The organism is Specibacter sp. NPDC078692 (assembly GCF_040686835.1).
Taxonomy (GTDB): domain Bacteria; phylum Actinomycetota; class Actinomycetes; order Actinomycetales; family Micrococcaceae; genus Specibacter.
Window position 1 is genome coordinate 1 of record NZ_JBFBLV010000026.1, and the last position, 25791, is coordinate 25791.

The 25791-nt window shown below is 59.9% G+C and carries 22 protein-coding genes, 1 tRNA gene and 1 pseudogene; 19 read left to right on the top strand and 5 right to left on the bottom strand.

The window, feature by feature from the left end:
- Both glnQ and AB0O97_RS15660 read right to left on the bottom strand, forming a co-directional pair.
- Window positions 1–86 (bottom strand): annotated as a pseudogene (glnQ, locus tag AB0O97_RS15655) (glutamine ABC transporter ATP-binding protein GlnQ); the annotation flags it as partial.
- A gap of 330 nt (window positions 87–416) precedes the next feature.
- A tRNA-Arg gene (locus AB0O97_RS15660) sits at window positions 417–489 on the bottom strand.
- A 119-nt stretch (window positions 490–608) separates the two neighbouring features.
- On the opposite strand from AB0O97_RS15660, the gene AB0O97_RS15665 reads away from it, so the two are divergent.
- The 10 genes from AB0O97_RS15665 (at window position 609) to AB0O97_RS15710 (ending at window position 14409) form a co-directional block, all read left to right on the top strand.
- Window positions 609–1874 (top strand): MFS transporter, encoded by a 1266-nt coding sequence (locus AB0O97_RS15665; RefSeq protein ID WP_363883884.1) that lies wholly within the window; start codon window positions 609–611, stop codon window positions 1872–1874.
- A gap of 229 nt (window positions 1875–2103) precedes the next feature.
- Window positions 2104–3756 (top strand): arginine--tRNA ligase, encoded by a 1653-nt coding sequence (argS, locus tag AB0O97_RS15670; protein WP_363883886.1) that lies wholly within the window; start codon window positions 2104–2106, stop codon window positions 3754–3756.
- A 4-nt stretch (window positions 3757–3760) separates the two neighbouring features.
- A complete protein-coding gene (gene lysA / locus AB0O97_RS15675) occupies window positions 3761–5212 on the top strand; it encodes a diaminopimelate decarboxylase (protein WP_363883887.1) in 1452 nt (483 codons plus the stop codon).
- 48 nt (window positions 5213–5260) lie between these two features.
- A complete protein-coding gene (locus AB0O97_RS15680) occupies window positions 5261–6607 on the top strand; it encodes a homoserine dehydrogenase (protein WP_363839351.1) in 1347 nt (448 codons plus the stop codon).
- Window positions 6607–7710, top strand: coding sequence for a threonine synthase (thrC, locus tag AB0O97_RS15685; RefSeq protein WP_363838627.1), 1104 nt, complete (start codon window positions 6607–6609; stop codon window positions 7708–7710). The genes AB0O97_RS15680 and thrC overlap by 1 nt, the downstream gene beginning before the upstream one ends.
- Before the next feature lie 42 nt (window positions 7711–7752).
- Entirely contained in the window at window positions 7753–8736 is a 984-nt protein-coding gene (thrB, locus tag AB0O97_RS15690) for a homoserine kinase (protein WP_363883888.1), read from the top strand.
- A 339-nt stretch (window positions 8737–9075) separates the two neighbouring features.
- Window positions 9076–11382 carry a transcription termination factor Rho gene (rho, locus tag AB0O97_RS15695; protein ID WP_363838632.1) on the top strand — a complete coding sequence of 769 codons (2307 nt, stop codon included), beginning with the start codon at window positions 9076–9078 and terminating at the stop codon, window positions 11380–11382.
- Between the two features lie 120 nt (window positions 11383–11502).
- Window positions 11503–12576, top strand: a complete 1074-nt coding sequence (gene prfA, locus AB0O97_RS15700; RefSeq protein ID WP_363838635.1) for a peptide chain release factor 1 — start codon at window positions 11503–11505, stop codon at window positions 12574–12576.
- 37 nt (window positions 12577–12613) lie between these two features.
- Window positions 12614–13465 carry a peptide chain release factor N(5)-glutamine methyltransferase gene (prmC, locus tag AB0O97_RS15705; protein ID WP_363883890.1) on the top strand — a complete coding sequence of 284 codons (852 nt, stop codon included), beginning with the start codon at window positions 12614–12616 and terminating at the stop codon, window positions 13463–13465.
- Window positions 13466–13539: 74 nt separating this feature from the next.
- Complete coding sequence (locus tag AB0O97_RS15710) at window positions 13540–14409, top strand: L-threonylcarbamoyladenylate synthase (RefSeq protein ID WP_363883892.1); 870 nt, start codon at window positions 13540–13542, stop codon at window positions 14407–14409.
- Between the two features lie 47 nt (window positions 14410–14456).
- On the opposite strand, the gene AB0O97_RS15715 is transcribed toward AB0O97_RS15710, so the two are convergent.
- The 3 genes from AB0O97_RS15715 to AB0O97_RS15725 are packed head-to-tail and all read right to left on the bottom strand — an operon-like array spanning window position 14457 to window position 17307.
- Entirely contained in the window at window positions 14457–15437 is a 981-nt protein-coding gene (locus AB0O97_RS15715) for an NAD-dependent epimerase/dehydratase family protein (protein WP_363883893.1), read from the bottom strand.
- A gap of 2 nt (window positions 15438–15439) precedes the next feature.
- Window positions 15440–16411, bottom strand: a complete 972-nt coding sequence (locus tag AB0O97_RS15720; protein WP_363883895.1) for a glycosyltransferase — start codon at window positions 16409–16411, stop codon at window positions 15440–15442.
- Entirely contained in the window at window positions 16408–17307 is a 900-nt protein-coding gene (locus AB0O97_RS15725; RefSeq protein ID WP_363838648.1) for a glycosyltransferase family 2 protein, read from the bottom strand. The genes AB0O97_RS15720 and AB0O97_RS15725 overlap by 4 nt, the downstream gene beginning before the upstream one ends.
- Window positions 17308–17601: 294 nt before the next feature.
- On the opposite strand from AB0O97_RS15725, the gene AB0O97_RS15730 reads away from it, so the two are divergent.
- The 9 genes from AB0O97_RS15730 (at window position 17602) to atpA (ending at window position 25781) form a co-directional block, all read left to right on the top strand.
- Window positions 17602–19389, top strand: a complete 1788-nt coding sequence (locus AB0O97_RS15730; RefSeq protein WP_363883897.1) for a nucleoside-diphosphate sugar epimerase/dehydratase — start codon at window positions 17602–17604, stop codon at window positions 19387–19389.
- Window positions 19386–20423 carry a glycosyltransferase family 4 protein gene (locus AB0O97_RS15735; RefSeq protein ID WP_363883898.1) on the top strand — a complete coding sequence of 346 codons (1038 nt, stop codon included), beginning with the start codon at window positions 19386–19388 and terminating at the stop codon, window positions 20421–20423. The genes AB0O97_RS15730 and AB0O97_RS15735 overlap by 4 nt, the downstream gene beginning before the upstream one ends.
- A gap of 177 nt (window positions 20424–20600) precedes the next feature.
- Window positions 20601–21119, top strand: a complete 519-nt coding sequence (locus AB0O97_RS15740; RefSeq protein WP_363838655.1) for a hypothetical protein — start codon at window positions 20601–20603, stop codon at window positions 21117–21119.
- On the top strand, window positions 21116–21370 hold the full coding sequence (locus tag AB0O97_RS15745) for a hypothetical protein (RefSeq protein ID WP_363838658.1): 255 nt from the start codon (window positions 21116–21118) through the stop codon (window positions 21368–21370). The genes AB0O97_RS15740 and AB0O97_RS15745 overlap by 4 nt, the downstream gene beginning before the upstream one ends.
- A 91-nt stretch (window positions 21371–21461) precedes the next feature.
- Entirely contained in the window at window positions 21462–22274 is an 813-nt protein-coding gene (atpB, locus tag AB0O97_RS15750; protein ID WP_363838660.1) for a F0F1 ATP synthase subunit A, read from the top strand.
- A gap of 89 nt (window positions 22275–22363) precedes the next feature.
- Window positions 22364–22579: a F0F1 ATP synthase subunit C gene (locus AB0O97_RS15755; RefSeq protein WP_363838662.1), complete on the top strand. Its 216-nt coding sequence runs from the start codon at window positions 22364–22366 to the stop codon at window positions 22577–22579.
- Window positions 22580–22654: 75 nt separating this feature from the next.
- Window positions 22655–23209 (top strand): F0F1 ATP synthase subunit B, encoded by a 555-nt coding sequence (locus tag AB0O97_RS15760; protein ID WP_363838665.1) that lies wholly within the window; start codon window positions 22655–22657, stop codon window positions 23207–23209.
- Window positions 23209–24024 carry a F0F1 ATP synthase subunit delta gene (locus AB0O97_RS15765; RefSeq protein WP_363838667.1) on the top strand — a complete coding sequence of 272 codons (816 nt, stop codon included), beginning with the start codon at window positions 23209–23211 and terminating at the stop codon, window positions 24022–24024. The genes AB0O97_RS15760 and AB0O97_RS15765 overlap by 1 nt, the downstream gene beginning before the upstream one ends.
- A 119-nt stretch (window positions 24025–24143) precedes the next feature.
- The gene (gene atpA, locus AB0O97_RS15770; RefSeq protein ID WP_363838670.1) at window positions 24144–25781 is read left to right on the top strand and encodes a F0F1 ATP synthase subunit alpha; all 1638 of its coding nucleotides are present in this window, start codon (window positions 24144–24146) and stop codon (window positions 25779–25781) included.
- Window positions 25782–25791 lie beyond the last annotated feature (10 nt).

Consider the following 25791-nt stretch of genomic DNA (forward strand, 5'->3'; position numbering starts at 1 on the left):
AAGGCGAGTTCGTGGGTCACGATCACCATGGTCCAGCCTTCTTCGGCCAACTCCTTGATAACGGCCAGAACATCGTCCACCAGTTCAGCCCAAATTTGGGTAAATTTGGGGCCATATGTGTCGACTCGACTAGGGCGATCGCGTCATCTGCCGTTTCGAATAGGCTCATCACAGTATCTGGAGTTTGGAGACCCGAATTGGGGACCGCGGGGATTGTGGCCACTAACCCGAAAGAAGCCACGGACCCGCCCGGGCTGTGCGTACATTTTGGCTGCTAATCCCGCTAATCCTGCTAGTCCCGCTAATCCCGCTAACCGCCCCCGCTAACCGCCCCCGCTAACCGCTCCCGCTAACCGCTAACCCGAGCCACCCAACAAAAAAACACCCTGATCCATGGATCAGGGTGTTTCATTTTGTGCCCTCGGAGGGATTCGAACCCCCGACCTACGGTACCGGAAACCGACGCTCTATCCCCTGAGCTACGAAGGCGTGGCAACCGTGGCTGCCAATGGGAACGAGAAGAGCTTAGCAGGTGCAGGGGCTCGGAAGAAAAACTCGCAGGATAAAGACCACCATATGGCGGGTATTGTTGGGCCAATGGGGAACTCATGAGCGTAAAAAAACAGCAGAGGGCGTGGCTCTTCGCGGCCGCCATCATCCTGACAGCCCTGACGCTGCGGGCGGCCGTGACAGTCGTTCCACCCTTGATCTCAACCATCAACGAAGACCTCCCGCTCAGCGCCTCGACCATCGGGATCCTGGGCATGCTGCCGACCGCCGCCTTTGGACTATTCGGCTTCCTGACGCCGTATGTGATTCGCCGGGCACCGCTGGAAAAGCTCATCGTGCTGGCCATCTTTGTCGGAATCGTTGGCCAGATCGCGCGAGTTTTGGTCCCCAATACTCCACTTTTCCTGCTCTTTTCCGTGGTGGCATTCGGTGGTCTCGGCGCTGGCAATGTGCTGTTGCCGCCCTTGGTTAAGAAGTATTTCCCCACCAGGATTGGGCTCATGACGGCACTGTACGTCACTTCCATTTCAGTGGGCACGGCACTGCCGGCACAGCTTTCGGTCCCCGTGGCCGACGCCACAAGTTGGCAGTTCTCCCTCGCCTCTTGGGCAGGAATCAGCACCATCGCCTTGATCCCTTGGCTGGTAGCGCTCATTTCCCCAAGCACGACGCCGGCCTCCGCCAACCCTTCCAAGACACCTCACGCCGTCGTGGTTCAGACGCCGGTGATTCATTCGGCGGTGGCCACGGCACCAGTGCCCAAAATGAATTTGTGGCGTTCGCCCACCGCGTGGGGGCTGACGTTCATGTTTGGGTGCACATCGCTGAACACGTACGCCATGTTTGCGTGGCTTCCTGAAATCCTGACGGGGGCGGGGCTGGATAGGGGACAGGCTGGGTCCATGCTGGCTCTCTTTGCCGCCCTCGGCTTGCCCCTGAGCCTAGGTATTCCGATCATTGCTGCCAAGATGCGCAACCCGTTCCCTGCAGTCGTAGTCATGCTGGCCTGTTTCGTGGTGGGATACATGGGCCTGCTGCTATCACCGGCTGAGGGGACCTGGATCTGGGTGGCCCTGGCCGGACTCGGCCCCGGCACGTTCCCGCTGTCGCTGCTGCTGATCAATCACCGCACGCGCACTCAACTCGGTGCGGGGGTTCTGTCCGGGTTCAGCCAGGGTATGGGATACGCGTTGGCGTGCACGGGGCCGCTGTTCTTTGGGCTGCTGCACCAGTGGACGGGTTCTTGGACTGTTCCATTCATGTTCTTGTTTGGGTCCTTGGTGCTGCTGGGTGTCGGCGCCTGGATCATTTGCCGCCCCAAGATGCTCGAGGACGATTTCGCTCCGGTGCCCGTCGGTGCCTAGAGGAGCGTGGTCGTAATCCGCGGCCGCCATGCATTGATCCGTGAGCTCTGGTCGTTCTGGTGCTTCTAAACGACCAAAGCTCACGGACCGATGATCTATGGAGTCGAAATGGAGGGGCTCCGGCGCCCGGCCGCGGCTTGGCGGACAGCAACGCACCGGATCTGCCACATTCTGGGCGTGATGGCCACGGATTGGGGGAGGGCCCGGCCGGAACCGTACACTTAGAGGCGTGACTCCTGAAGAACTTTCTGCCGCCATTACCACTTGCCTAAAAGATGCGCTCGACGCCGGTGAACTCACTGTTCCCGTCGAAGCGCTGCCCTCGGAAGTCCGGGTGGAGCGGCCCAAGAGCCGCGACCACGGCGACTGGGCTACCAGCATCGCGCTCCAGCTGGCTAAGCCGGCCGGTGTTCCGCCGCGCAAAATCGCCGAGATTCTGCAGACCCGCCTGAGTGAAATCCCTGGTGTTTCCAAGGTCGATATCGCTGGCCCGGGTTTCTTGAACATCACCGTAGACGCCGCTGCTGCCGGAGAACTGGCCAAAGCGATCGTCGAAGCCGGCGAAAGCTTCGGCACCAATGTTGCCATGGCTGGCACCAAGATCAACTTGGAGTTTGTCTCCGCCAACCCCACTGGCCCTATCCACTTGGGCGGTACCCGCTGGGCTGCCGTGGGCGATTCTCTGGCCCGCATCTTCTTGTCGCAGGGTGCCGACGTAACCCGTGAGTACTACTTCAATGACCACGGCAACCAGATCGATAAGTTTGCCCGCTCATTGCTGGCCAGCGCCAAGGGTGAGCCCGCACCCGAAGATGGCTACGGTGGAGCGTACATCGTTGATATCGCCACCGAGGTCATGGCGAACAACCCCGGCATCCTCGAAAGCGAAGATCCGCAGGAAGAATTCCGCGCCCAGGGCGTGGAGCTCATGTTTGCTGCGATCCGCAAGTCCCTGCACGAGTTCGGCGTCGACTTTGACGTCTACTTCCACGAGAACTCACTCTTTGAAGACGGCGCCGTTGAGAAGCTCCTGGACCAGCTCAAGGGTTCTGGCAACATGTACCTCAAGGACGGCGCCTGGTGGTTGAACTCCACCGATTACGGTGACGACAAGGACCGTGTGGTCATCAAGTCCGATGGCAACGCAGCCTACATTGCCGGTGATATCGCCTACTTCAAGAACAAGCGTGACCGCGGCTTCGACCTGTGCATCTACATGCTCGGTGCCGACCACCACGGCTACGTTGCCCGCCTCAAGGCCGCCGCGGCAGCCATGGGCGATGACGCCAACCGCGTTGAGGTTCTCATCGGCCAGATGGTGAATCTGGTTCAGGACGGCAAGCCCGTGCGCATGTCCAAGCGTGCCGGCACCGTGGTCACCATGGAAGACCTCGTGGAGGCCGTGGGCACCGACGCCGCCCGCTACTCTCTGGCCCGCTTCTCCAGCGATTCCAACATTGACATTGACTTGGACGTGCTGACCAAGAAGTCCAACGAGAACCCGGTGTTCTACGTCCAGTACGCCCACGCCCGCACCTGCGCCGTGGCTCGCAACGCCGCCGCAGCCAAGGTTGAGCGCACAGCTTTCGACGCCGCTGCGCTTAGCCACGTCACCGAGTCGGAGCTGCTGGCCGTTCTGGGCCAGTACCCGGGCATGTTGTCCCAGGCCGCAGGCTTCCGCGAACCGCACCGCGTGGCTCGCCACCTGGAAGTTATCGCCGGCGCGTACCACCGCTGGTACGACGCCTGCCGCGTCACCCCCATGGGCGAGGAAGCTGTCACCGATGTGAACCGTACCCGTCTCTGGCTCAACGACGCCGTGGGTCAGGTTCTCGCCAACGGTCTGGCCATGCTGGGTGTCTCCGCTCCGGAACGGATGTAAGAAAATGACCCAAACGCAGATCGCTGGCGCCCAGCTGGCACCTGAGTGGTTGCCTGCCGCAGGGGACGTAAATGAGTTGGTGCCTGCCATGTGGGCGCACGACGTCGAACGCGGCCACAGCGGTGAAGTCACCATCAGCGGGATTCCCGTCAGCGAACTCAAAGAGCAGTTTGGCACCCCGCTGTTCGTCATGAGCGAGGACGACTTCCGCGCCCGTGCCCGGACGTTTAAAGACGCCTTCGATGCGGCCTTCAAAGACATTTGCGGAGGCGTGGACGTCTACTACGCAGGCAAGGCCTTCTTATCCACCGAGGTAGCCCGCTGGGTTGATTCCGAAGGACTGCGTCTGGATACCTGCTCCGGCGGAGAGTTGGCTGTGGCTAAGCGTGCCGGGCTCAAAGGTGAAAACCTGGGCCTGCACGGCAACAATAAGTCGGCTGCGGAAATCAACCGGGCTCTGGACATGGGCTTGGGCCGGATTGTGGTGGACAGCCTCCACGAACTGGCGCGCGTGGCCGAGATTGCTGCGGCCCGCGGGGAAAAAGCCAACGTCATGTTGCGCCTGACCCCCGGCGTACACGCTCACACTCACGAGTCCATTGCCACGGCACATGAGGACCAGAAATTCGGCCTCAGTTTCATCGCTGAGGATCCCGAAGCTCCCGGTATGAGCGCTGCCGAGGCTGCCGCGAAGCTGGCCGTAGAAGCCGAAAGCATTAACTTCTTAGGGTTCCACGCGCACATTGGTTCGCAGATCTTCGAAGCCGAAGGCTTTGAAATTGCCGCCCGCAAGCTGCTGGCGTTCACGCACAAAATCCAGCAAAGCTACGGCGTCACCTTGCCGGAACTGGACCTTGGTGGCGGCTACGGCATTGCCTACACCGCGGTGGATACCCCGCGCCCGGCTGCCGAAGTCGCTCAGGCGATGGCCGCCGTCGTGCGTGATACGTGCGCGGAACTGGGTATGAGCGCCCCACGGATCTCCATTGAGCCAGGCCGTGCCATTGTTGGCAGCACCACGTTCACCCTCTATGAGACCGGCACGCTGAAAACCGTGCAAGTTGAGGTGGATGGGCAGGCGGATGTGACGGCTCCGCGCCGTTATGTGTCGGTGGATGGCGGAATGAGCGATAACGCCCGTCCGGTGCTTTATGAGGCTGATTATTCGGCAGTTTTGGCCAGCCGTAGCTCGGCGCAGGCTCCCGCGTTGTCCCGAGTAGTGGGCAAACATTGCGAGAGTGGTGACATTGTTGTTAGAGATGTATATCTGCCCAATGACGTGGCGGCCGGGGATTTGCTTGCAGTTCCCGGAACGGGCGCGTACTGCTGGGCACTAGCCAGCAACTACAACTATGTGCCCCGTCCGCCCGTTGTGGCTGTTAAGAACGGCACCGCACGTTTGATTGTGCGGGGAGAAACCGAAGACGATTTGCTGGCACGCGATTTAGGGGCCTAGAGACCTTTGACAGAGCGCAATACCGTGGACACCAATGTGTCCGCCAATATCAAGACCCTGAAAGTGGCGCTCCTTGGCGCCGGAAATGTGGGCTCGCAAGTTGCCCGCATTTTGCTAGAAGACGCAGATGCGCTGGCAGCCCGAACAGGGGCCCGGCTCGAGCTGGTAGGCATTGCGGTGCGGAACGTTGACGCTCCGCGCGACGTTCAGGCGCCCCGCGAGCTCTACACCACCGACGCCTCCGCCCTGGTCCGCAATGCCGACATTGTCATTGAGCTGATGGGTGGCATTGAGCCGGCCCGCGCGCTGATTCTGGAAGCCATTGAGCACGGGGCCACCGTGGTCACCGGCAATAAGGCGCTGCTGGCCGTGGACGGTCCCACCCTGTACGAGAAGGCCGACGCCGCCGGTGTCCAGCTCTCCTACGAGGCCGCCGTGGCCGGTGCCATCCCCATCCTGCGTCCCATCACGGATTCGCTGGCCGGGGACAAGATCACCCGCGTCATGGGCATTGTCAACGGCACCACGAACTTCATCCTCGACGCCATGGATTCCACCGGTGCTGAATTTGCTGACGCACTGGCCGAGGCCACGCGCCTGGGCTACGCCGAAGCTGATCCCACCGCCGATATTGAGGGCCACGACGCCGCAGCCAAGGGTGCCATCTTGGCTTCCCTGGCCTTCCACACGCGCTTTGCGTTGGAAGATGTGCACTGCCAGGGCATCACCGGGGTCACGGCGGGAGACATTGCCGCCGCCAAGGATGCCGGCTATGTCATCAAGTTGCTGGCGATCGCTGAAAAGATTGATGCCAAGCACGACGCCGGCACTCACGACGGCGCCCACCCCACCTCGGGCGTGAGTGTGCGTGTGCACCCCACCTTGATTCCGCGCGAACACCCTCTGGGTGCGGTGCGTGGCGCGTTCAACGCCGTGTTTGTCGAAGCGGAAAATGCCGGTGAGCTCATGTTCTATGGGGCAGGAGCAGGCGGTTCCCCCACGGCATCAGCTGTCATGGGTGACGTTGTCTCAGCTGGACGTCGTTTGGTTCTGGGTGGCCCGGGCCGCACGGATTCCACCATTGAGGTGCTGCCGGTGCTGCCTATCGATGCAGTGAGAACCCGTTACTACATTGGCATGGACGCCGCGGACCAGCCCGGTGTCCTGTCCAAGATCTCTGCGTTGTTTGCCGAGAACGGGGTCTCCATTGAGACCATGCGGCAGACGGTGCACCGCGACCGCGACGAGTCTGAGAATGGCGGCCCGGCAACTGCTGAGCTGCGCATTGTTACTCACCGCGCAAGCGAGGCCGCTTTGGCGGCAACTGTTGAGGCCATCAAGGGTCTTGACATCATTAATTCAGTGACGAGTGTCTTGAGGGTGGAGGGAGTCTAATGGCTCATCAGTGGCGTGGAGTTGTCCGCGAATATGCAGAGCGTCTTCCGGTAACGGCAGACACCAAAATCATTACCCTGGGTGAAGGCGGCACACCGTTGGTGTACGCGCAGCATCTCTCAGCCTTGACGGGTTCCAATGTGTACCTGAAGGTGGAGGGCATGAACCCCACCGGTTCCTTCAAGGACCGCGGCATGACCATGGCCATGACGGCGGCTGTCGCAGCCGGGGCCAAGGCTGTTGTGTGCGCCTCAACTGGTAACACCTCGGCGTCGGCAGCAGCTTACGCCAAGGCTGCCGGATTGACCTGTGCAGTGTTGGTGCCTGAAGGCAAGATCTCCATGGGCAAGCTCAGCCAGGCGGTGGCGCACGGCGCCACCATCTTGCAGGTAGACGGTAACTTCGATAACTGCTTGGATGTGGCCCGCAAGCTGGCCGAGTCCTACCCGGTCTTCTTGGTCAACTCGGTCAACCCCGCCCGCATTGAAGGGCAGAAGACCGGTGCCTTCGAAGTGGTGGATGCCCTGGGCGATGCCCCGGATTACCATGTGCTTCCCGTAGGTAACGCTGGCAACATCAGCGCCTACTGGCGCGGCTACCGCGAATACGCGGCCCCGTACGAATCTGCCACGGCCGGTACCTTGCCTGCTGTCTCCACACACACGCCCATCATGTGGGGCTTCCAAGCAGCCGGCGCCGCACCGTTCGTTGCCGGTCACCCCATTCTGGAACCCGACACGATTGCCACGGCCATCCGTATCGGTAACCCGGCATCGTGGGACATGGCCATAGCTGCACGGGATGAGTCCGGCGGACTCATTGAAGCTGTCACGGATGATGAAATCCTCGCAGCACACCGCTGGCTCTCGGCCAAGGAAGGCGTCTTTGTGGAGCCCGGCTCCGCAGCCGGCGTTGCTGGTCTGATCAAGAAGCATGCGGCCGGCGAAGTGCCCTCCGGCAAGACCTTTGTCATCACCGTGACCGGCCATGGCCTGAAGGACCCCGATTGGGCCCTGAAGAACGCCGACGGCAGCGCCGCACAGCCCAAGTCTGTGGCTTTTGACGTGGTCACAGTTGCCGATGCACTTGGCCTGACGGACTAGCAGCACACCATCATGACAGGGTCCACCATGACAGGTTCAAGCATGACTTCCCCGCTGCCTCATCAACCGCTTCTGAAAACTCCGCTTTCAGGAACCGCCGCCACCGTGCGGGTTCCCGGTACCAGCGCCAATCTTGGCCCCGGCTTTGATTCGCTGGGCTTGGCGGTTTCGCTCTATGACACCTTGACCATCACCACCTTGGCTGGTCCGGAACTGGAATTTGAGCTGAGCGGGGAAGGTGTGGCGGAGCTCCCTCGGGACGCCAGCCACCTTGTGGTGAAGACGCTTGATATCGCTTGGGCACGTCTGGGCTACAGCCGTGTGGGAGTACGGGTAACCGCGAACAATGTGCTTCCGCACGGCCGTGGCCTGGGGTCCTCGGCCTCGGCGATTGTGGCCGCGATCATGGCAGCGAACGCGCTGGTGGCGCCCGAGGATCAGCAGGATAAGGCTTGGGTTTTGCAGCTGGCCTCCGAACTCGAAGGCCACCCGGATAACGTCGCGCCCGCCATCTTTGGTGCCGTGGCCGTTTCGTGGCAGGAAGGTGCGGAATTCGCCAGCGCCAAGCTCACGCCGTCGAACGTGGTGGTTCCCGTAGTAGCCATCCCCGATGTGGAACTCAAAACCGAACGGGCCCGTGGCATGCTGCCGGCCACCGTGCCGCACGCTGACGCTGCCGCCAACTCTGGCCGAGCAGCCTTGCTCATGCACGCGCTCACCAATGATCCGTCACTGCTATTGGCCGGAACCCGCGATTATCTGCACCAGGATTACCGGGCCGAGGCCATGCCTGCCAGCGCCGCGTTGGTGGAGCTTTTGCGCGGAGACGGGCACGCAGCCTTCATTTCTGGTGCCGGCCCCACGGTCATGGTGCTTGCCAATGGTGGTGCCGAAGCGGAAATAATCGTGGGCCGAATCACAAATTTGCGCAACGACAATGAAAATTCCGCTTCAAACGGCGTGTCTTGGCGGGTTTTCCGGCTCGAAGTTGACCTCGAAGGTGCTAAAGTGGAGATGCATCCGTAGTTCATAGACACTCTCCCTTTTGGTTGCTATTTGACCAGCGCGGAAACGAACAGTGTTTATTTGACCCATGATGCCGCCTTTGCAGCCTGCGCCATTCGTGCGCAGTGACCGCTGGATCAACGCATGGCAGCCGCCGGTTTGGTTCTGGGATCGCTCCATTTGAGACTCGATTCAAAAGGTGAATCACACCATTTCCGGAACACAAACCGTTTTTTCGGCTACGGGAATGGAACCTCGGGTATGTCCCGTTGTTAGCCAGTGCGGCAGCAATAGGGGAGCTCGACACTAATCATCGCGGCCCCAAGAATTGGGCCCGCCATCGAGGGGGAAGGATCCTTCGTGACCGAAACCGCAACTTCAGCCGCTGCTCCCAAGGCTGCTGAATCAAACACCACTGGCGCACCTGCAAAGTCCGCAGGTCTAGCTGGGTTGAAGCTCGCCCAGCTGCAGGTCTTGGCTGGACAGCTGGGCATCACCGGTGGTTCTAGGATGCGCAAGGGCGACCTTGTTGAAGCCATCTCAGCTCATCAGCGCGGTTCTTCCGTTGCTGATCGGCCGGTTCGCTCCAGTTCCAACGCTGGCGCAGGCGCCGACACGGCAGCTGCTGGCAAGAATGCAGCCGAAAAGACCGGGGCGGCAAAGACCGGGACGGCAACACGTTCAACCCGGCGCGGCTCCGCAACCAAGGCTGCTGCCGAGAGCAACAATGAGGCTGCCGTAGGGTCTGCCGCTCCTGACGCTGCCGTCGAGGCAGGCACCAGCAACAACACCGGTGAAAACGCAGCTGCCACCGAGGCTCCCGAGCGTCCGGTCCGCGGCCGCGGCCGCACCCGCCGTGCTGCCAGCAGCGACGGCATCATCACCACGGATTCGGCCTCGCACTCCGGTGTGGTTTCTGCGCAAGCTACCGCCGTTGAGTCCACTTCCACCGAAACTTCCGGTGCACCTGCTCAGGAGAGCAACGAGAACGACGGCGAAAACCGCCGCCAGTCCCGTACCCGCAACCGCCGTTCACAGGGTGGTTCACGCCAGCAGGATGCACACAGCGACGGTGCTACCTCTGCTGACAACGTAGCTGCCGAGACGCCCGAGGCCACCGACAGTGAATCCGCTCAGGGCGATAATGCCGAGAACGGTGAGCGCAACGTCCGCAACCAGCGCAACAATAACCAGCGCAACCAGCGGAACAGCAACGACCGGAACAGCGCCAATAGCAATAACAGCGCGAATAACGCCAACAGCAATAACGGCAACAACAGTGCAGGCGACGACGAAGACGGATCGCGTAACAACCGCAACCGTCGTAACCGCCGGGACCGGAACTCTAACGATTCCAACGACCGCAACGATCGCAGCGGAAACAACAGCAATAGCAACAACAACCGCAATGACCGGAACGACCGTTTCCGCGACCGCAACGAACGCCGCCGCGGCCGTACCCAGGGCCCGGACTTCGATGACACCGAGCTGACCGAGGACGACGTCCTGCTGCCCGTAGCCGGCATCCTGGACATCTTGGAAAACTACGCATTTGTGCGTACCTCCGGCTACCTGCCCGGTTCCAACGATGTCTATGTCTCCTTGTCACAGGTCAAGAAGTACAACCTGCGTAAGGGCGACGCCGTCGTAGGTGCCATCCGTGCACCTCGCGAAGGCGAAGACCGCAGCAATGCTCAGAGTGCCCGCCAGAAGTTCAACGCCTTGGTGCGCGTCACCAGTGTCAACGGCAAGAACCCGGATGAACTCAAGAACCGCGTTGAGTTCGCCAAGCTGGTACCGCTGTACCCGTCGGAGCGTCTGCGTTTGGAGACCGACTCAAAGAAGATCGGTCCCCGCGTTATTGACCTGGTGGCACCGATCGGTAAGGGCCAGCGTGGCCTGATCGTGTCCCCGCCCAAGGCCGGTAAGACTCTGATCCTGCAGTCGATCGCCAATGCGATCACCATCAACAACCCTGAAGTTCACCTAATGATGGTGTTGGTTGATGAGCGTCCTGAAGAAGTCACCGACATGCAGCGCACGGTCAAGGGCGAAGTTATTGCTTCAACCTTTGACCGCCCCGCCGATGACCACACACAGGTAGCCGAACTTTCCATCGAGCGCGCCAAGCGCCTCGTGGAAATGGGTATGGACGTAGTGGTGCTGTTGGATTCCATGACCCGCTTGGGCCGTGCCTACAACAACTCGGCTCCGTCCTCGGGCCGTATCCTCTCCGGTGGTGTGGACTCTGCAGCCCTGTACCCGCCCAAGCGCTTCTTCGGAGCAGCCCGCAACATTGAAAACGGCGGCTCGCTGACCATTTTGGCCACGGCACTGGTGGAAACCGGTTCCAAGGCTGATGAGGTCATCTTTGAAGAGTTCAAGGGCACCGGCAACATGGAACTCCGCCTCTCACGCCAGCTGGCTGACAAGCGCATCTTCCCTGCTGTTGACGTCAATGGCTCCGGTACACGCCGTGAAGAGAACCTGCTGTCCCCTGAGGAAGTCAAGATCATGTGGCGCCTGCGCCGCGTGCTCTCCGGTTTGGAAATGCAGCAGTCGCTTGAACTGTTGACTTCCAAGCTGCGTGAAACCCAGTCCAACGTCGAGTTCCTCATGCAGATCCAGAAGACAACTCTGGGCTCCAAGGCCGAACAAGACAAGTAGCTAAGCGTAAGAGGCGGGACCGTACATCACTGTGCGGGCCCGCCTCTTGGCGTTATTGCTCCTTCCCGCTGGAACGAATTTAGTTATTAGACTTGACTTACGTCGAGAGAGGTTGTTGAAATGTTTGAATCCATCCACGGTTTGCTTGATGAGCATGCCGAGCTGCAGATGCGTCTGAGCGAGCCTGAAGTGCACGCCGATCAGGCCTTGGCGCGCAAACTGGGCCGCCGGTATGCCGAATTGAGCAACGTGGTGGAGGGTCATCACCAGGTGGAATCTATCGGTGACGATCTGGAAGCTGCCCGCGAGATGGCCGCCGAGGACGCAGAGTTTGCCGCCGAGGTTCCCGTGTTAGAAGAACAATTGGCTGCTGCGCAGGAGAAGTTGCGCCGTCTGTTGATCCCGCGCGATCCCGATGATGCCCGCGATGTCATCTTGGAAGTCAAGGCGGGTGAAGGTGGAGACGAGGCAGCCTTGTTCGCCGCCGATCTGGTGCGCATGTACACCCGTTACGCCGACCAGCGTGGGTGGAAGACGGAAATCATCTCCGCAACGGAATCTGATCTGGGTGGCTACAAGGATATTTCCATTGCCGTCAAGGGCCGCTCCAATGATCCCGCCGAGGGCGTATTTGCTCGCCTGAAGTTTGAAGGCGGCGTGCACCGTGTGCAGCGCGTTCCGGCTACGGAATCTCAGGGACGAATCCACACCTCGGCCGCCGGTGTTCTGGTGCTCCCCGAAGTGGACGAGCCCGAAGAAGTGGACATCAGCCAAAACGATCTCAAGATTGATGTCTACCGTTCCTCCGGCCCGGGTGGCCAGTCCGTGAACACCACGGACTCCGCAGTCCGCATTACTCACCTTCCCACCGGAATTGTGGTGGCGATGCAGAACGAGAAGTCGCAGCTGCAGAACCGTGAAGCAGGCATGCGCGTGCTCCGTGCCCGTATTCTGGCGCACCAGCAAGCCATCATCGACGCCGAAAACTCCGCGGTGCGTAAGTCCCAGATCCGTACCATGGACCGCTCGGAACGAATCCGCACCTACAACTACCCGGAAAACCGCATCGCCGATCACCGCACCGGTTACAAGGCCTACAACCTTGATGCCGTCATGAATGGTGATTTGGAACCTGTGGTGCAGTCGGCCATTGAAATGGACGAGCAGGCACGATTGGACGCCATTGGCGACTGATGCCACCAGCTCCTGCGCCTCAGGAACAGCCGTAACTTTGGCTGACGCTGTTCGCAGTGCGACGGCGGTTCTTGCGGCCGCTGGTGTGCCCACCCCAGCGGTGGATGCCCAGCTTTTGGCCGCCCATCTCCTCGGTGTGAGCCGGGGCGAGGTGGCAGCCATGTTATTTGGCACAGCTGTAGCACCATCTGGTTATGATGAGCTGATAGCTAGGCGAGCCACACGGGAACCGTTGCAGCACATCACGGGCGTAGCCTATTTTCGGCACCTGGAATTGGCGGTGGGCCCGGGCGTTTTTGTTCCGCGACCCGAAACGGAATCGGTGGTCCAGCTGGGGATCGATGTATTAACTCAGTTGCGCCAGGAACGTGGGGATACCGCGGAGCTAGTTGCCGTGGACCTGGGCACAGGCTCGGGCGCCATTGCTGGTGCCATGGCCACCGAGGTTTCAGGCAGTACTGTCTATGCCGTGGAACTCAGTGATGACGCCTTCCCTTGGGCGGAAAAGAATCTAGCCGGTACCGGAGTTAACTTGGTACACGGAGATATGCGCGATTCCTTTGCCGGGCTTAACGGAGAAGTAGATGTAGTGGTCTCGAATCCGCCGTACATTCCTGCCGACGCCATCCCGCGAGATCTGGAAGTACGGCTACACGATCCCCACATGGCACTGTACGGCGGGGGAGCGGACGGGATGGAAATGCCCACCGCCGCAGAGGCCACGGCTGCCCGGCTATTGCGCCCAGGAGGGTTCTTCGTTATGGAGCACGCTGAAGTTCAGGCTCCGCAAATGGCAGAACTCTTCAACAACAGCGGACACTGGGTCAACGTACGCACACACCCGGACCTGACCGGACGGGACAGGGCCACCAGCGGCTTGCGGCGCTAATCTGTTGCGCCGAAACTTCGTGATTGATGGGACGCGTTCCACGTAAGTGGGCGCCGTGATGAAAGAATGGTCTTGTGAGTACCACTTCCTATAACTGCACCAATGAGCAACAGCGCGCCGAGGGCTTGGCCCATGCGCAGAAGGCCATTGCTGCGAAGCAGATTATCGTCATGCCTACGGACACTGTGTATGGGGTCGCAGCTGACGCGTTTTCCCCGCAGGCGGTGGCCACGCTGCTGGCTGCCAAGGGCCGTGGCCGCAATATGCCGCCGCCCGTGCTGATTCCGCGCATTGGCACCATGGAGGGTCTGGCAACCGACATCCCCGATGATGCCCGCAAACTTGCCGAGAAATACTGGCCTGGCCCGCTCACCTTGATCTTCCATGCGCAGCCCACCTTGACCTGGGACCTGGGTGAAACCAAGGGAACCGTTGCCCTTCGCGTTCCGGATGAGCAACTGGCACTTGACCTGCTCACCATTACGGGTCCCTTGGCCGTCTCAAGTGCAAACCGAACCGGACAGGCGGCTGCGCAGACAGGTTCCGAGGCCAGGAGCCAACTCGCGGATTCCGTCGAAGTGTATTTGGAGGGCGGATTCCGCCCGGTCGACGGTAAGGCTGGCACCCCATCCACCATCGTTGATGCAACAGGTCTGCGGCTGCGTGTGGTCCGCGAAGGTGCTATCAGCCTGGCCGAGATTCAGCAGATGATCCCTAGCGCCTTGGGTCCTGACGTGGAACCTAAAATGTGGGAGCCATCGAATCTGGGCAAGGATCAGGACGAGGTCCTGGACGAGGATTCCATGGAATCCGCGGAAACCGCCGGCGAGTCGATGAGTGATGCGGCAGCTGAAGAACTAGCTATTGACCCAGAGAAAATTGACCTTCAGAAAATTGACTCAGAGTCGATCAATCTCGAGAAGCCAGAAGAGGCTGCTTCCTAGGACCTCATTTACGCAGGATCAGGGTAGCGCTAGCGGAAGTGCGGGTGCTATTTCCCCAAGCGGGCGTTCTCCAGCACCGTGGCTACTGAGGGAGCAGGAGTGAGGCCTACGGACTCGGCCCAGCCGGGAGTTTGTTCTTGACCAAACCACATCAACTCCACCCGGCGAAGAGAGCCGTGCAGCCTTTCGCCCAGCAAGCCCGAGACGAAATATCCGGCGGACAGGACCGCCTTGCACAGGAATCGGGGTAAACGGCGAGGAGGGCGGCCACCTGCAGCAGCTAGGACCTCGCTGACCGACAATCCTTCCCACGGTTGCAAGACCACGGACGGAACATCGCCCGCGAACTGGCCTGTCTCAACAACGAACCATGCGAGGGCATCGATGGAGCTGACTGGTGTGGGGAAGTCGCCGGGTGTGGCAACGGAGGCGATGGGGGAGCGGGCTACCTTGACCAACGACTGGGTGGTGGGGCGGCTGGCACCCTGAACCGAGGTGGCCCGGACGGTGGCCACTGAAAGCTGTGCGCACTGTGCTGCCGCCAACTCCAGAGCTTCTTCACCCAGGGCCTTGGACCGCGAGTAGGCCGAAAAGGGTGCCCGATTGCTGCTTTCGTCGATCACGCGGCGATGTCCCTGCACCGAGGCGCTGCTCAGATGCACAAATCTATTCACCCCGGCCCCCTTGGCCGCCATGGCAAGCACCACTGGCAACAAGGCATTAGCGCCGGTGAGCTCGGGCGATTCGCCCTCGCCCGGCGTTGCCAGGCCAGCGGCATTGATCACAACGTCAATTCCAGAAAACGCGGCGCTGAGTTCTTCCCGGGAGGAAGAGATCGGGGAGCCCGGTGTGGGGGATCCCGCCTCTGCCACAATCTCATGGGAAGAGACAGCAGTACTTCGCAGCCGGGGAGCGGCCATGGCGACAACCGTGGCCCCGCGTTGCCGGAGGTCGTCGACAATGGCGCTGCCAACAAAACCCGAGGCACCGATCACCAACCAGCGCAGTTCATGTGAATCAACGGCCATGGTTAGCGTGGACCTTCCAGAGGAGGCATCGGGGTAAAGTCGGAGGCTGCAAGAATTCGCCGTGATTCACGCCAACCAGCCAGTAGCCGGCCACTGCCACGCAGGGTCTTCTCAACACCCACCAGCCGCAATAGTTCCTTGGACGCCGTCAGCGCCGTGCCGAGGGCAAAGCCCACCGGGTTGAAGCGACCATGAACACGTAGGTATTGGCCCACCAAGCCACGGTTGCGCATGACATAGAAGCGGCTGAGATCGGAAGAATCGTTCAAGTGCCTGATGCGCAGATCAATGCTGCGCTGGGAACGGGCCTTGTGCAGCACGAATTCATTGACGTACCTGACCGGGCGCTGCAGCGAAATCAGCCACCCGTAGACGGTGTCATCCCAGTTGAGAAAAAACCGCGGGTCTGGCAGGCCCACACCGCGCGCCGCGTCAGCGTGGAGCAACATGCCTTCGAAACAGCCAACATTGGTGGCAAATTCGTTGGTCGAGGAAAAGACGTTGCCGCGGACAGGCATCGGGAAGCCCAGAAAAGTGTTGAAGTTGTTTTGCCAGAAGAAGGGCTCGCCTTCGGCGTCGTAGCGGCGGCCAATCATGGCGTCGTATTTCCCCATCCACGGCGCAAAGGCACCGATCGCATCGGGAACGCACGTGACGTCGTCGTCCATCAGCCACATCCACTGCGCACCCTCGGCCAAAGCCCGCTCAACACCGGCCGAAAAACCACCAGCCCCGCCGGAGTTTTCTGCCAACTCGTGGTGAATGACGGGAATCGGCGCAGGGAGCGCGGCGAAGCGAGCCGTGGCAGCCTCGATGACCGCGGCCGTGGTGTCGGTACTGGCATTATTGACCACGATCACCCCATCGGGGGCCGGGGCAAGCGCCGCAACCGAGTCCAAAAGCCCCTCAAGATAGTCAGCACGGTTGAAAGTGGTGATGACGATGAAGAACTGTTCGTGACGGCCCAGACTCAAAACTTTTGGTCCTTCATGGGGCCGAACTTGGCGCCGCGCAGGCCTGCCGAATAGGTGCTGGCCCACATGGCGAGGCCCTTGAAATCACCCTTTTTGAGGAAGAACAGCGGGTAACCCACGGCGTCGGCCACCAATGACCGGACTCGGCGGTGCTTGCGGGTCAGGAAGCCGCGGTTGCGGTAGTAGTAAAAACGCTTGAACGGAGTCTCGGGAACCAGTACGTGCAGGCGGTCGCCGAGAACTTCCTGAACCTCACCCCAACCGGCGGGGTGGGTCAGTGCCACGGAGGTGACGGTGCCAAACTTCACCTTGGCTTCGCGCAGACGGAGCATGAAATCGGTCTCGTCACCGCGGATGAACAAGCGCAGATCCGGCAGGCCAACCTTGAAAAAGACGTCGGTGCGGATCAGCGCGCCGTTGAAGAACTGGCCCACGTTGTCGATGAAGCCAAGGGGTTCAACCACGGAACGGTCATGGGTCAGGTGGCCATCGATACGGAACGGGAAGGAGAGCTTGCTGGGTTCGCCGGGGGCCACTATCAAGGGCACCACAACATCGAGATTGCGAGCCTTGGCCGCCGCCAGCAGTGTGGCCAGGCAGGCAGGATCTTCCGGGTGGGCGTCGTCGTCCATAATCCACACCCACTCCGCACCCGAGGCTATGGCATTCAGGATAGCCAGTGAAAAGCCGCCGGCCCCGCCTAGATTTGCCAGGGAGCGCACGTACGTGACCTCGGCAGGGGCAGCGGCCGCGATCTCACGCACATCGGAGGTCCCGGAATCCACCAAGGCAATGGCATGGGGAGCGTGGGTTTGCTGTGCAAGGGCACCCAGCAGGATTCGCACGTCGTCTGGCCGGTCAAAGGTGACGGCAGCAACGGCTATGGTATCGCTCAAGGGGGGGTCCTCTCGGGTGGTGCCCGCGGCGGTGCGCGGCATCCGGCATGGCTAAAGAGCATGTAATCATCGGCAAGGGATTACTATTCTTGTGTACCTTCCACTTTAGTACAGTCGCCATCATCGACCTCATTACGCCGTGGACAACAGTGCCCCGCCGAAAAAGACCTTTGGCAGAAATCGGAAATACGAATCACGTTGAATACCACCAGCACACAGTCAGACCCAGAAGCCGCGCCCATCTCCGTGGAGAGTGATCGCAAACCTCGTTTATGGTTATGGTCGCAAGCGATTTTGGATTCTCTGGCGTGGACCGGTGCCATCTTCTTGGCCGTATTGCTGCGCTACGAGTTGGATATACGCCTCATCAATTTCACCGGTCTTGGCGTTTTGATTGCCGTTGCTGTTGCTACGCAGCTGATTGCTGGCTGGTATATGGCGCTGTACCGCGGACGCTACAGCTTTGGCAGTATCCACGAGGCCCGCGTGCTGGTGGCAGTGACGCTGATCGTGTGTGTCGTGACCAGCATTGTGCTTTCAATCTTCATCAGTGAACTTCATGTGGCCCGTTCCGTGGCCGTTATTGCGTTCCCCTTCGCGGCGCTGGCAATGGCCGCAATCCGTTACGCCAAGAGGCTCTACGTTGAGGGCAAGCCGATTTTTGGTGAGGAAGCACAAAAGACCCTCATTTACGGTGCTGGCTTTCTCGGTAACTCGCTGGTTACCCGCATGGTCCAGGATCCGGAATCCCCGTATGTCCCCGTGGGTTTGGTAGATGACGACTCCACCAAAAAGCACCTGCGCCTGAGTTCGGTAAGCGTTCTGGGTGGCGGGCACGAACTGCCCGAGTTGATCAAGCGCACCAAGTCAACAGTGGTTGTTCTGGCCATGGCACATTTGAGCTCCAAACGGATTCGGGAGATCTCCGAAAGCGTTTCCGGACTTGGTGTGAAGGTTTTGATTCTGCCTCCACTCCAGGAGATGCTCAGCCCGGATACCAACCGGGATAACCAGGGTGGACTGACCGACTTCCGCGAAATCGATGTGGCCGATCTCATTGGCCGCAGCCCCGTTGAAACCGAAGTGTCGCAGATTGCCGGCTACATCAAAGGCAAACGCGTCCTAGTCACCGGCGCCGGCGGGTCTATTGGTTCGGAGCTGTGCCGCCAGCTATTTGGTTTTGAGCCGGCCGCGTTGATCATGCTGGACCGTGACGAATCCGGACTCCAGCACACACAACTCTCCATTGAGGGCCACGGTCTGCTCGATAATGAAAACATTGTCTTAGCAGATATTCGTGACGCCGACTCCTTGAATCAGATCTTTGCCGCTCGCCGCCCGGAAGTGGTCTTCCACGCCGCCGCGCTCAAGCACGCGCCCCTGCTGCAGATGTACCCGGAAGAAGGCTGGAAGACCAACGTTCTGGGGTCCCTGAACGTGCTCCAGGCCGCCCGCAGCGTTGGGGTGGAAACCTACGTCAATGTCTCAACAGACAAAGCCGCTAGCCCCACCACGGCTCTAGGACACTCCAAACGAGCGGCGGAAAAGCTCACCTCGTGGATGGCGCGGGAGACGGGTCAGCGCTACGTTTCCGTCCGCTTCGGCAACGTCTTGGGCAGCCGGGGATCCATGCTGCCGTTGTTCACTGATCAAATCAACAAGGGCGGCCCCGTCACCGTCACGCACCCCGATATCACCCGCTTCTTCATGACCATCCCGGAGGCCTGCCAGCTGGTCATCCAAGCCGGTGCCATTGGCCACGGCGGCGACGTGCTGATCCTGGATATGGGCGAGCCGGTCCGCATTATGGAAGTGGCCGAACGCATGATCGCCATGTCCGGACGAAAAATTGAAATCAAGATCACCGGCCTGCGCCCCTCCGAAAAACTGCACGAGCAGCTCACCGGAGATGACGAGATCAAGGATCCTGACGGCCACCCCAAGATCTCCCACACGCACGCCAAACCGCTGTCCCCGGACGAGCTTGATCTGTCCTTGTGGCTCCAGCGCTGCATCGACGAGGCAGGCCCCAACGGTGCCAGCATTGATGAGTCCGACGGCGACGTCGCGGCAGGAGCATGATGGAAACCTGGGCCGCAATCACCGTAGGCGCCGTAGCGCTGGCGCTGGCACTGCTCTTGCCGATCTTTGTCCGGCCGCTGCTGGCAAAGGCCGGCGTGCTGGATGTGCCGAACGCACGTTCCTCCCACACTGCACCCACCATCCGCGGCATGGGAATTACGACGGCGGTGGCCTTGCCTGCCGCTGTCCTGGTGGCCGTGTTTTTGCCCCAGTCGGGGAACACGCGTCAGGGTGCGCTGACGCTGGTAGTGATTCTCGGCGTCGTACTGGCCGCCAGCGCCATTGGCTGGATCGAAGATATTCGCGGCCTGTCAGTAAAAATTCGGGCCGGGATGCAACTGGCCGTGGGTGGATTGGCGACCGCAGCCGTGGCCATTCTGGACCCGGGGGAGCAGCAACTGTGGCTGATTCCGATCGGAGCCATCGCGGTGGCGGCGTATGTCAACGTGGCCAATTTTATGGACGGCATCAATGGCATCTCCGGGACGCATGGCCTGCTTGTGGGCGGCTTTTACGCCTACGCCGGGTACGTGGCGGGGCACGGCTGGATGGTCTATGTGGGAATCGCGATTGCCATGGCATTTGGCGGATTCCTGCCCTGGAACCTGAGCCGCAACAAGGTGTTTCTCGGTGATGTGGGCAGCTATTTGCTCGGTGCTTCGATCGCCGTCACAGCCATGTGTGCATTTCTTGCCGGAGTGCCGCCGGAATATATTTTCTCGCCGGTGCTGATCTATTTAGTGGACACGTTTGTGACATTTTTGCGGAGGCTGCTGGCCGGTGAACGGTGGTATGCGGCGCACCGGCAGCACGTGTACCAGCGCTTGACCATTGTGGGCTTGAGCCACGTCCAAGCCACGGCTGTGGTGTGTGGCGCCACGATCGTGGTCAGTGTTTTGGGCATAGTGGCGGCCGAGGGCGGCAGTGTCACCCAGGTGGTGGCCACCGCTGTTGGCTTTGCCGTGGTGCTGGCGTATCTGCGGACCCCAACACTTTTTCAGAGCTACTTCCGACGCAGGGCCGAAAAGGCTTAGAGGCTTGGGGGAGGGCCCAAGCCCGCGGCGGCCCGTCCACACCCAGTTCTATCTCGTGTAGAATAATTTGTGGTGAAACTCACCGCCCTCTTTCCATGCCCCCACGCGTTCACGCTGCTTGCAGCTGTGCCGTGGCAGGGCTGAGCAACGAGGGGATTTTCCCCAGATGGAGTTCACATGAAGGACGCAAGCGCGAACAATAGCGCTGCACCAAGGCCATTAACGGCCTCGGGTCCCACTGCGAGCCCCAGCTGGAACATCCTGAAGAAATGTCTTCAGACTGGCGGGATCGCTACGGTCGTCATGGCACTAGCCGCGTTCATTTTCACGGATATGCCAGGCGTCATCAGTGTGTTGTGCGGCGCTGTGGTGGTCATGCTCTTCTTCGCTTTGAGCCTTTTCGCTGCCCATGTATTCGGCCGAAACCGGCCGAAGGCCGTCATGAGTATTTTCTTCATGAGCTACATCGTCAAAGTCTTCGGCTTCTCCGCCATACTTTTCGCTTTGGCGGCACCATCGTGGCTGAATAAACCCTGGTTTGCAGGGGCAGCCGTGGCTTCGGTGCTGGTGTGGCAGGCAACGGAAGTCGTCATATTCAGTAAACAGCGCTTTTTACTGTTTGATGATTCGGCTCCAGCCCTGAAGGCGCAGGAGAACGCTGATGCTGACCGCGATGGCGAAGGAGCCCAGTCATGACTAAGAAGACACCCGATCCCGGCCAAGGCGACCACGTGGTAATCCCACCGAAGTCGAATGCCGGAAAGCTGGACTACACCTACATTATTGGCGGAATCCTGCTCTGGGGTTTGATAGGGTGGGGACTGGACTTTTTATTGCACCAAGCTTGGATTGTGTTTGCTGCAGTTCCTATTGGAGCCGCCTGTGGGTACTACCTAGCTCGGCATTATCAACGGCATGGCCGCCCTGACAATGACCACAAGCAATGAATCCCACCATCAGACTTTCCTTTGGTGCTGACCATCTTTTGATGGGCCACCGCACTTGCCCTATGACCGAAACTGCAGAGAGGACAGCGCGTTGACCGCGTTTGCGCTTCCGATGGCCTCGAATGACGGTGGCTTCGTTCCACCGACAATTAGTGACACCCACCTCCCCGACGTTTTGCCCTGGATGGCCGAGTACGGCACCGGACTGGGCAAGCAGATGATCATGGTCATCTTGTCGGTTGTGCTGATCACTGTCTTCTTCAAACTAGCGATCCGAAACCCGAAATTGGTTCCGGGCCGAACCCAGTTCTTCGCCGAAGGCTTCTACAGCTTCGCGCGTAACACTATTAGCCGCGACATCATGGGTGAGAAGAACTTCCGCCCGTGGGTCCCGCTGATTTTCTCAGTGTTCCTCTTTGTGCTGCTGAACAACATCTTCGGTGCCATTCCGCTGCTGCAGTTGCCTTCGTTCTCACACGCAGGCAGCGCCTATGCAATTGCCTTGATCATCTACTTCACGTGGATTGCTGTTGGCGTGCAGAAGCACGGCATCCGTTACTTCAAGCTGGCAGTTGTTCCCTCCGGTGTTCCCGGTTGGATCCTGCCGCTGCTGGTGCCGTTGGAAATTCTCTCCAACTTCGTTGTTCGCCCGCTGACGCACTCCTTGCGTTTGATGGCAACCATGCTCGCCGGTCACTTGATCGTGGCTCTGGCAGGTAGCGGTGCACAGTACCTGATCATTGTTCAGGACAGCATCCTGCTCAACGCGACGGGTGTGGCAGTTATTGCCGGATCCGTGGCCATGTACTTCCTGGAACTGCTGATCATGGTGCTGCAGGCATTTGTTTTCGCCTTGCTGACCGCCATCTACATCCAGGGCAGCCTCGAAGCGGACGCTCACTAGCTTCCCCCGCAACACCAAAAAGTTTTCCTCAAAAATAAGTATCACCTCACAACCTGCCGGCACAACGCCGGTATCTTGAAAGGAACCAAATGGAACTCCACGGCTCGCTCAACATGATTGGCTACGGCCTGGCCACTATCGGCTCGGCAATTGGTGTGGGCTTGATCTTCGCCGCTTACATCAACGGTGTAGCTCGTCAGCCGGAAGCTCAGCGCATCCTGCAGCCTATCGCTCTGCTGGGCTTCGCCCTTGCAGAAGCACTGGCTATTCTTGGCCTGGTCTTCGCCTTCGTCGTTGGCGTCTAGTCCAAAGACTTCTCGTCCCGGTCTTCCGGGGCACGAAATTTCCTGGACAAATATCAGATTAAGGATTAGTGAGAAATGATTACCGCAGAAGTAATCCTCGCTGCTAGTGAGGGTGCAAACCCTCTGGTTCCCAACGTATGGGAAATACTAGTAACTGCTGTATCCTTCGCTGTCCTGCTCTTCGTGGTGAAGAAGTTCATCGCACCGACCTTCGAGAAGTCCTACACCGACCGTGTAGAGGCCATCGAGGGTGGGATCGAGAAGGCAGAAGAGGCTCAGGCCGAAGCCAACGCCCTTTTGGAGCAGTACAAGGCCCAGCTCATGGAGGCCCGCACGGAAGCCAATGGCATCCGTGAAACCGCTCGTGAAGAAGGCGCCCAGATCTTGGCAGACCTGAAGGCGAAGGCTGCAGAGGAATCTGCACGCATCACCGCCCAGGCACAGGTCCAGATCGAAGCTGAGCGTGTTGCTGCAGTGAACTCCCTCCGCAGTGAGGTTGGCACTTTGGCTACACAGCTGGCAGGCAAAATCGTTGGCGAAGCCCTCGATGATGATGCGCGTTCCAACCGGGTTGTTGAGCGCTTCCTGGCAGATCTGGAAAACCAGTCGAACGCGGGTGTAACGAAGTAATGGCAGGTGTATCGAGCAAGTCATTGGCAGCGGCTCTTGAGTCGCTGGAACCCAAGCTTGCCACTGCGTCTATCGCATTGGCTCAGGATCTCTTCGCAATTGTGGGGCTTCTGGACAGCAACGCCGGCCTGCGCCGCGCCTTGACCGATCCCACCCGTCAGGGTGCGGAGAAGTCGGCACTGGCCACCAAGCTCATTGCCGGGAAGGTCAGCGCAGAAGCACAGAACGTGTTTTTGGAGTTGGTTTCCGCTCGCTGGGGCTCGGCTCGTGACCTGGGCGATGCACTGGAAGTCTTGGCAGCAACATCGGCGATCGCGGTTGCTGAAGGTCAAGGTGACGGCTCTGCCAACCTGGATGCGCTGGAAGAGGAACTCTTCACGTTTATCCGAGTTGTTGGGTCCAGTCATGATCTGCAGCGCGCATTTGACGATGCACAGGCTTCGGCATCAGCCAAGAGCGCCTTGGCGCACAAGGTTGTTCCGCAGTCCGGTGACGTCGCCGCGCTGTTGATCCGCCAGGCCGTAACCGCCCCCCGCGGGCTCAAGCCCACGGCTCTGGTGCAACGGTTCGTGGAATTGGTTGCCAAACGCCAGCAACGTTGGATTGCCTACGTCAGCGTCACCCGTGACCTGAGCGCAGAGCAGATCGCACGTCTGCAGGCCGGCTTGAACAATCTCTATGGTCGTAACTTGAAGATCAACGTCAATATCGACCCGACATTAGTCGGCGGGATCAAGGTTGTTGTGGGGGCTGAAGTTGTTGACGCAACTGCAGCAACGCGACTTTCCGATCTTCGCCGCCGGTTGGCAGTTTAGGAAACCACTTCAGGTTTCCCGCAACAGCCAGTCCACAACTGACTGAATCAAACATTTAGGTCGCCACCCACACCTTTTCTTCGGGTGGCCACCACAACTTAGGAGAGCAGGGACTGCAGATGGCCGACTTGACCATCAATGCCGACGACGTCCGCAATGCCTTGAATGAGTTCGCAGCGTCCTATGAACCGGGCAACGCAGAGCGCGTCGAGGTTGGCCGCGTCACCACCGCAAGTGACGGCATTGCCAAGGTAGAGGGTCTTCCCTCTGTCATGGCCAACGAGCTTCTTCGATTCGAAGACGGCACACTGGGCTTGGCCCAGAACTTGGACACTCGCGAGATCGGTGTGGTTGTCCTTGGCGACTTCGCTGGTATCGCTGAGGGCCAGCAAGTTCACCGCACCGGAGAGATCCTCTCCGTACCGGTGGGCGATAACTTCTTGGGCCGCGTAGTTGACCCCTTGGGTCAGCCTATGGATGACCTGGGCGAGATTGAACCCGAAGGCCGCCGCGCCCTGGAGCTTCAGGCTCCTGGCGTTACCGAGCGCAAGTCGGTTCACGAACCGCTGCAGACCGGTATGAAGGCCATCGACGCCATGATCCCGATCGGCCGTGGCCAGCGTCAGCTGATCATTGGTGACCGTCAGACGGGTAAGACGGCTCTTGCCGTTGACACCATCATCAACCAGAAGGCCAACTGGGCTTCGAAGGATGTCAAGAAGCAGGTTCGCTGCATTTACGTAGCAATCGGCCAGAAGGCATCGACCATTGCAGCAGTCCGCCAGACTCTGGCAGATAACGATGCTTTGGAATACACCACCATCATTGCCTCACCGGCATCTGACCCGGCTGGTTTCAAGTACCTGGCTCCTTACACCGGTTCGGCCATTGGTCAGCACTGGATGTACGGTGGCAAGCACGTTCTGGTCGTCTTTGATGATCTCTCCAAGCAGGCCGAGGCTTACCGCGCCGTTTCACTGTTGCTGCGTCGCCCGCCGGGCCGCGAGGCATACCCCGGTGACGTGTTCTACCTACACTCCCGTTTGCTGGAGCGTTGTGCAAAGCTCTCTGACGAGCTCGGCGCAGGTTCCATGACCGGCTTGCCGATCATCGAAACCAAGGCAAATGACGTCTCGGCGTACATCCCGACCAACGTTATTTCCATCACCGATGGTCAGATCTTCCTTCAGTCGGACCTCTTCAACGCCAACCAGCGTCCCGCTGTTGACGTGGGTGTCTCTGTTTCCCGTGTTGGTGGTTCAGCACAGGTCAAGGCCATGAAGAAGGTTTCCGGTACTTTGAAGCTGGAACTGGCTCAGTACCGCGACATGCAGGCATTCGCCATGTTCGCCTCCGATTTGGATGCCGCTTCCAAGCAGCAGCTGACTCGCGGAGCGCGCCTGATGGAACTGCTCAAGCAGGGTCAGTACGCACCGTTCCCGGTCGAAAACCAGGTTGTCTCAATCTGGGCAGGCACCAACGGTTACCTGGACGATGTCCCGGTAGAAGACGTTCGCCGCTTTGAGACCGAGTTCCTTGACCACCTGCGCATGCGCACATCGGTCCTGACCACGTTGGCTGAAACCAACTTGCTCGAGGACTCGACGGTTGAGGCACTCAAGTCCAACATTGTTGACTTCAAGAAGGGCTTCTTCGGGGAGGGCGACAGCAAGCTTGTTGGCGCCGGCCATGAAGAGTTCGATGCGCTTGCCGCTGAAGACGTCGACCAGGAAAAGATCGTTAAGCAGAAACGCTGACACCATCCTT

Excerpts from the sequence above, each read along its gene's own strand:
- AB0O97_RS15665 (WP_363883884.1), top strand. The coding sequence starts at position 609 with ATGAGCGTAAAAAAACAGCAGAGGGCGTGGCTCTTCGCGGCCGCCATC.
- thrB (WP_363883888.1), top strand. The coding sequence starts at position 7,753 with ATGACTTCCCCGCTGCCTCATCAACCGCTTCTGAAAACTCCGCTTTCA.
- AB0O97_RS15740 (WP_363838655.1), top strand. The coding sequence starts at position 20,601 with ATGAAGGACGCAAGCGCGAACAATAGCGCTGCACCAAGGCCATTAACG.
- AB0O97_RS15715 (WP_363883893.1), bottom strand. The coding sequence starts at position 15,437 with ATGGCCGTTGATTCACATGAACTGCGCTGGTTGGTGATCGGTGCCTCG.
- AB0O97_RS15765 (WP_363838667.1), top strand. The coding sequence starts at position 23,209 with ATGGCAGGTGTATCGAGCAAGTCATTGGCAGCGGCTCTTGAGTCGCTG.
- AB0O97_RS15735 (WP_363883898.1), top strand. The coding sequence starts at position 19,386 with ATGATGGAAACCTGGGCCGCAATCACCGTAGGCGCCGTAGCGCTGGCG.
- prfA (WP_363838635.1), top strand. The coding sequence starts at position 11,503 with ATGTTTGAATCCATCCACGGTTTGCTTGATGAGCATGCCGAGCTGCAG.
- AB0O97_RS15760 (WP_363838665.1), top strand. The coding sequence starts at position 22,655 with ATGATTACCGCAGAAGTAATCCTCGCTGCTAGTGAGGGTGCAAACCCT.
- lysA (WP_363883887.1), top strand. The coding sequence starts at position 3,761 with ATGACCCAAACGCAGATCGCTGGCGCCCAGCTGGCACCTGAGTGGTTG.
- AB0O97_RS15755 (WP_363838662.1), top strand. The coding sequence starts at position 22,364 with ATGGAACTCCACGGCTCGCTCAACATGATTGGCTACGGCCTGGCCACT.
- atpA (WP_363838670.1), top strand. The coding sequence starts at position 24,144 with ATGGCCGACTTGACCATCAATGCCGACGACGTCCGCAATGCCTTGAAT.
- AB0O97_RS15745 (WP_363838658.1), top strand. The coding sequence starts at position 21,116 with ATGACTAAGAAGACACCCGATCCCGGCCAAGGCGACCACGTGGTAATC.
- thrC (WP_363838627.1), top strand. The coding sequence starts at position 6,607 with ATGGCTCATCAGTGGCGTGGAGTTGTCCGCGAATATGCAGAGCGTCTT.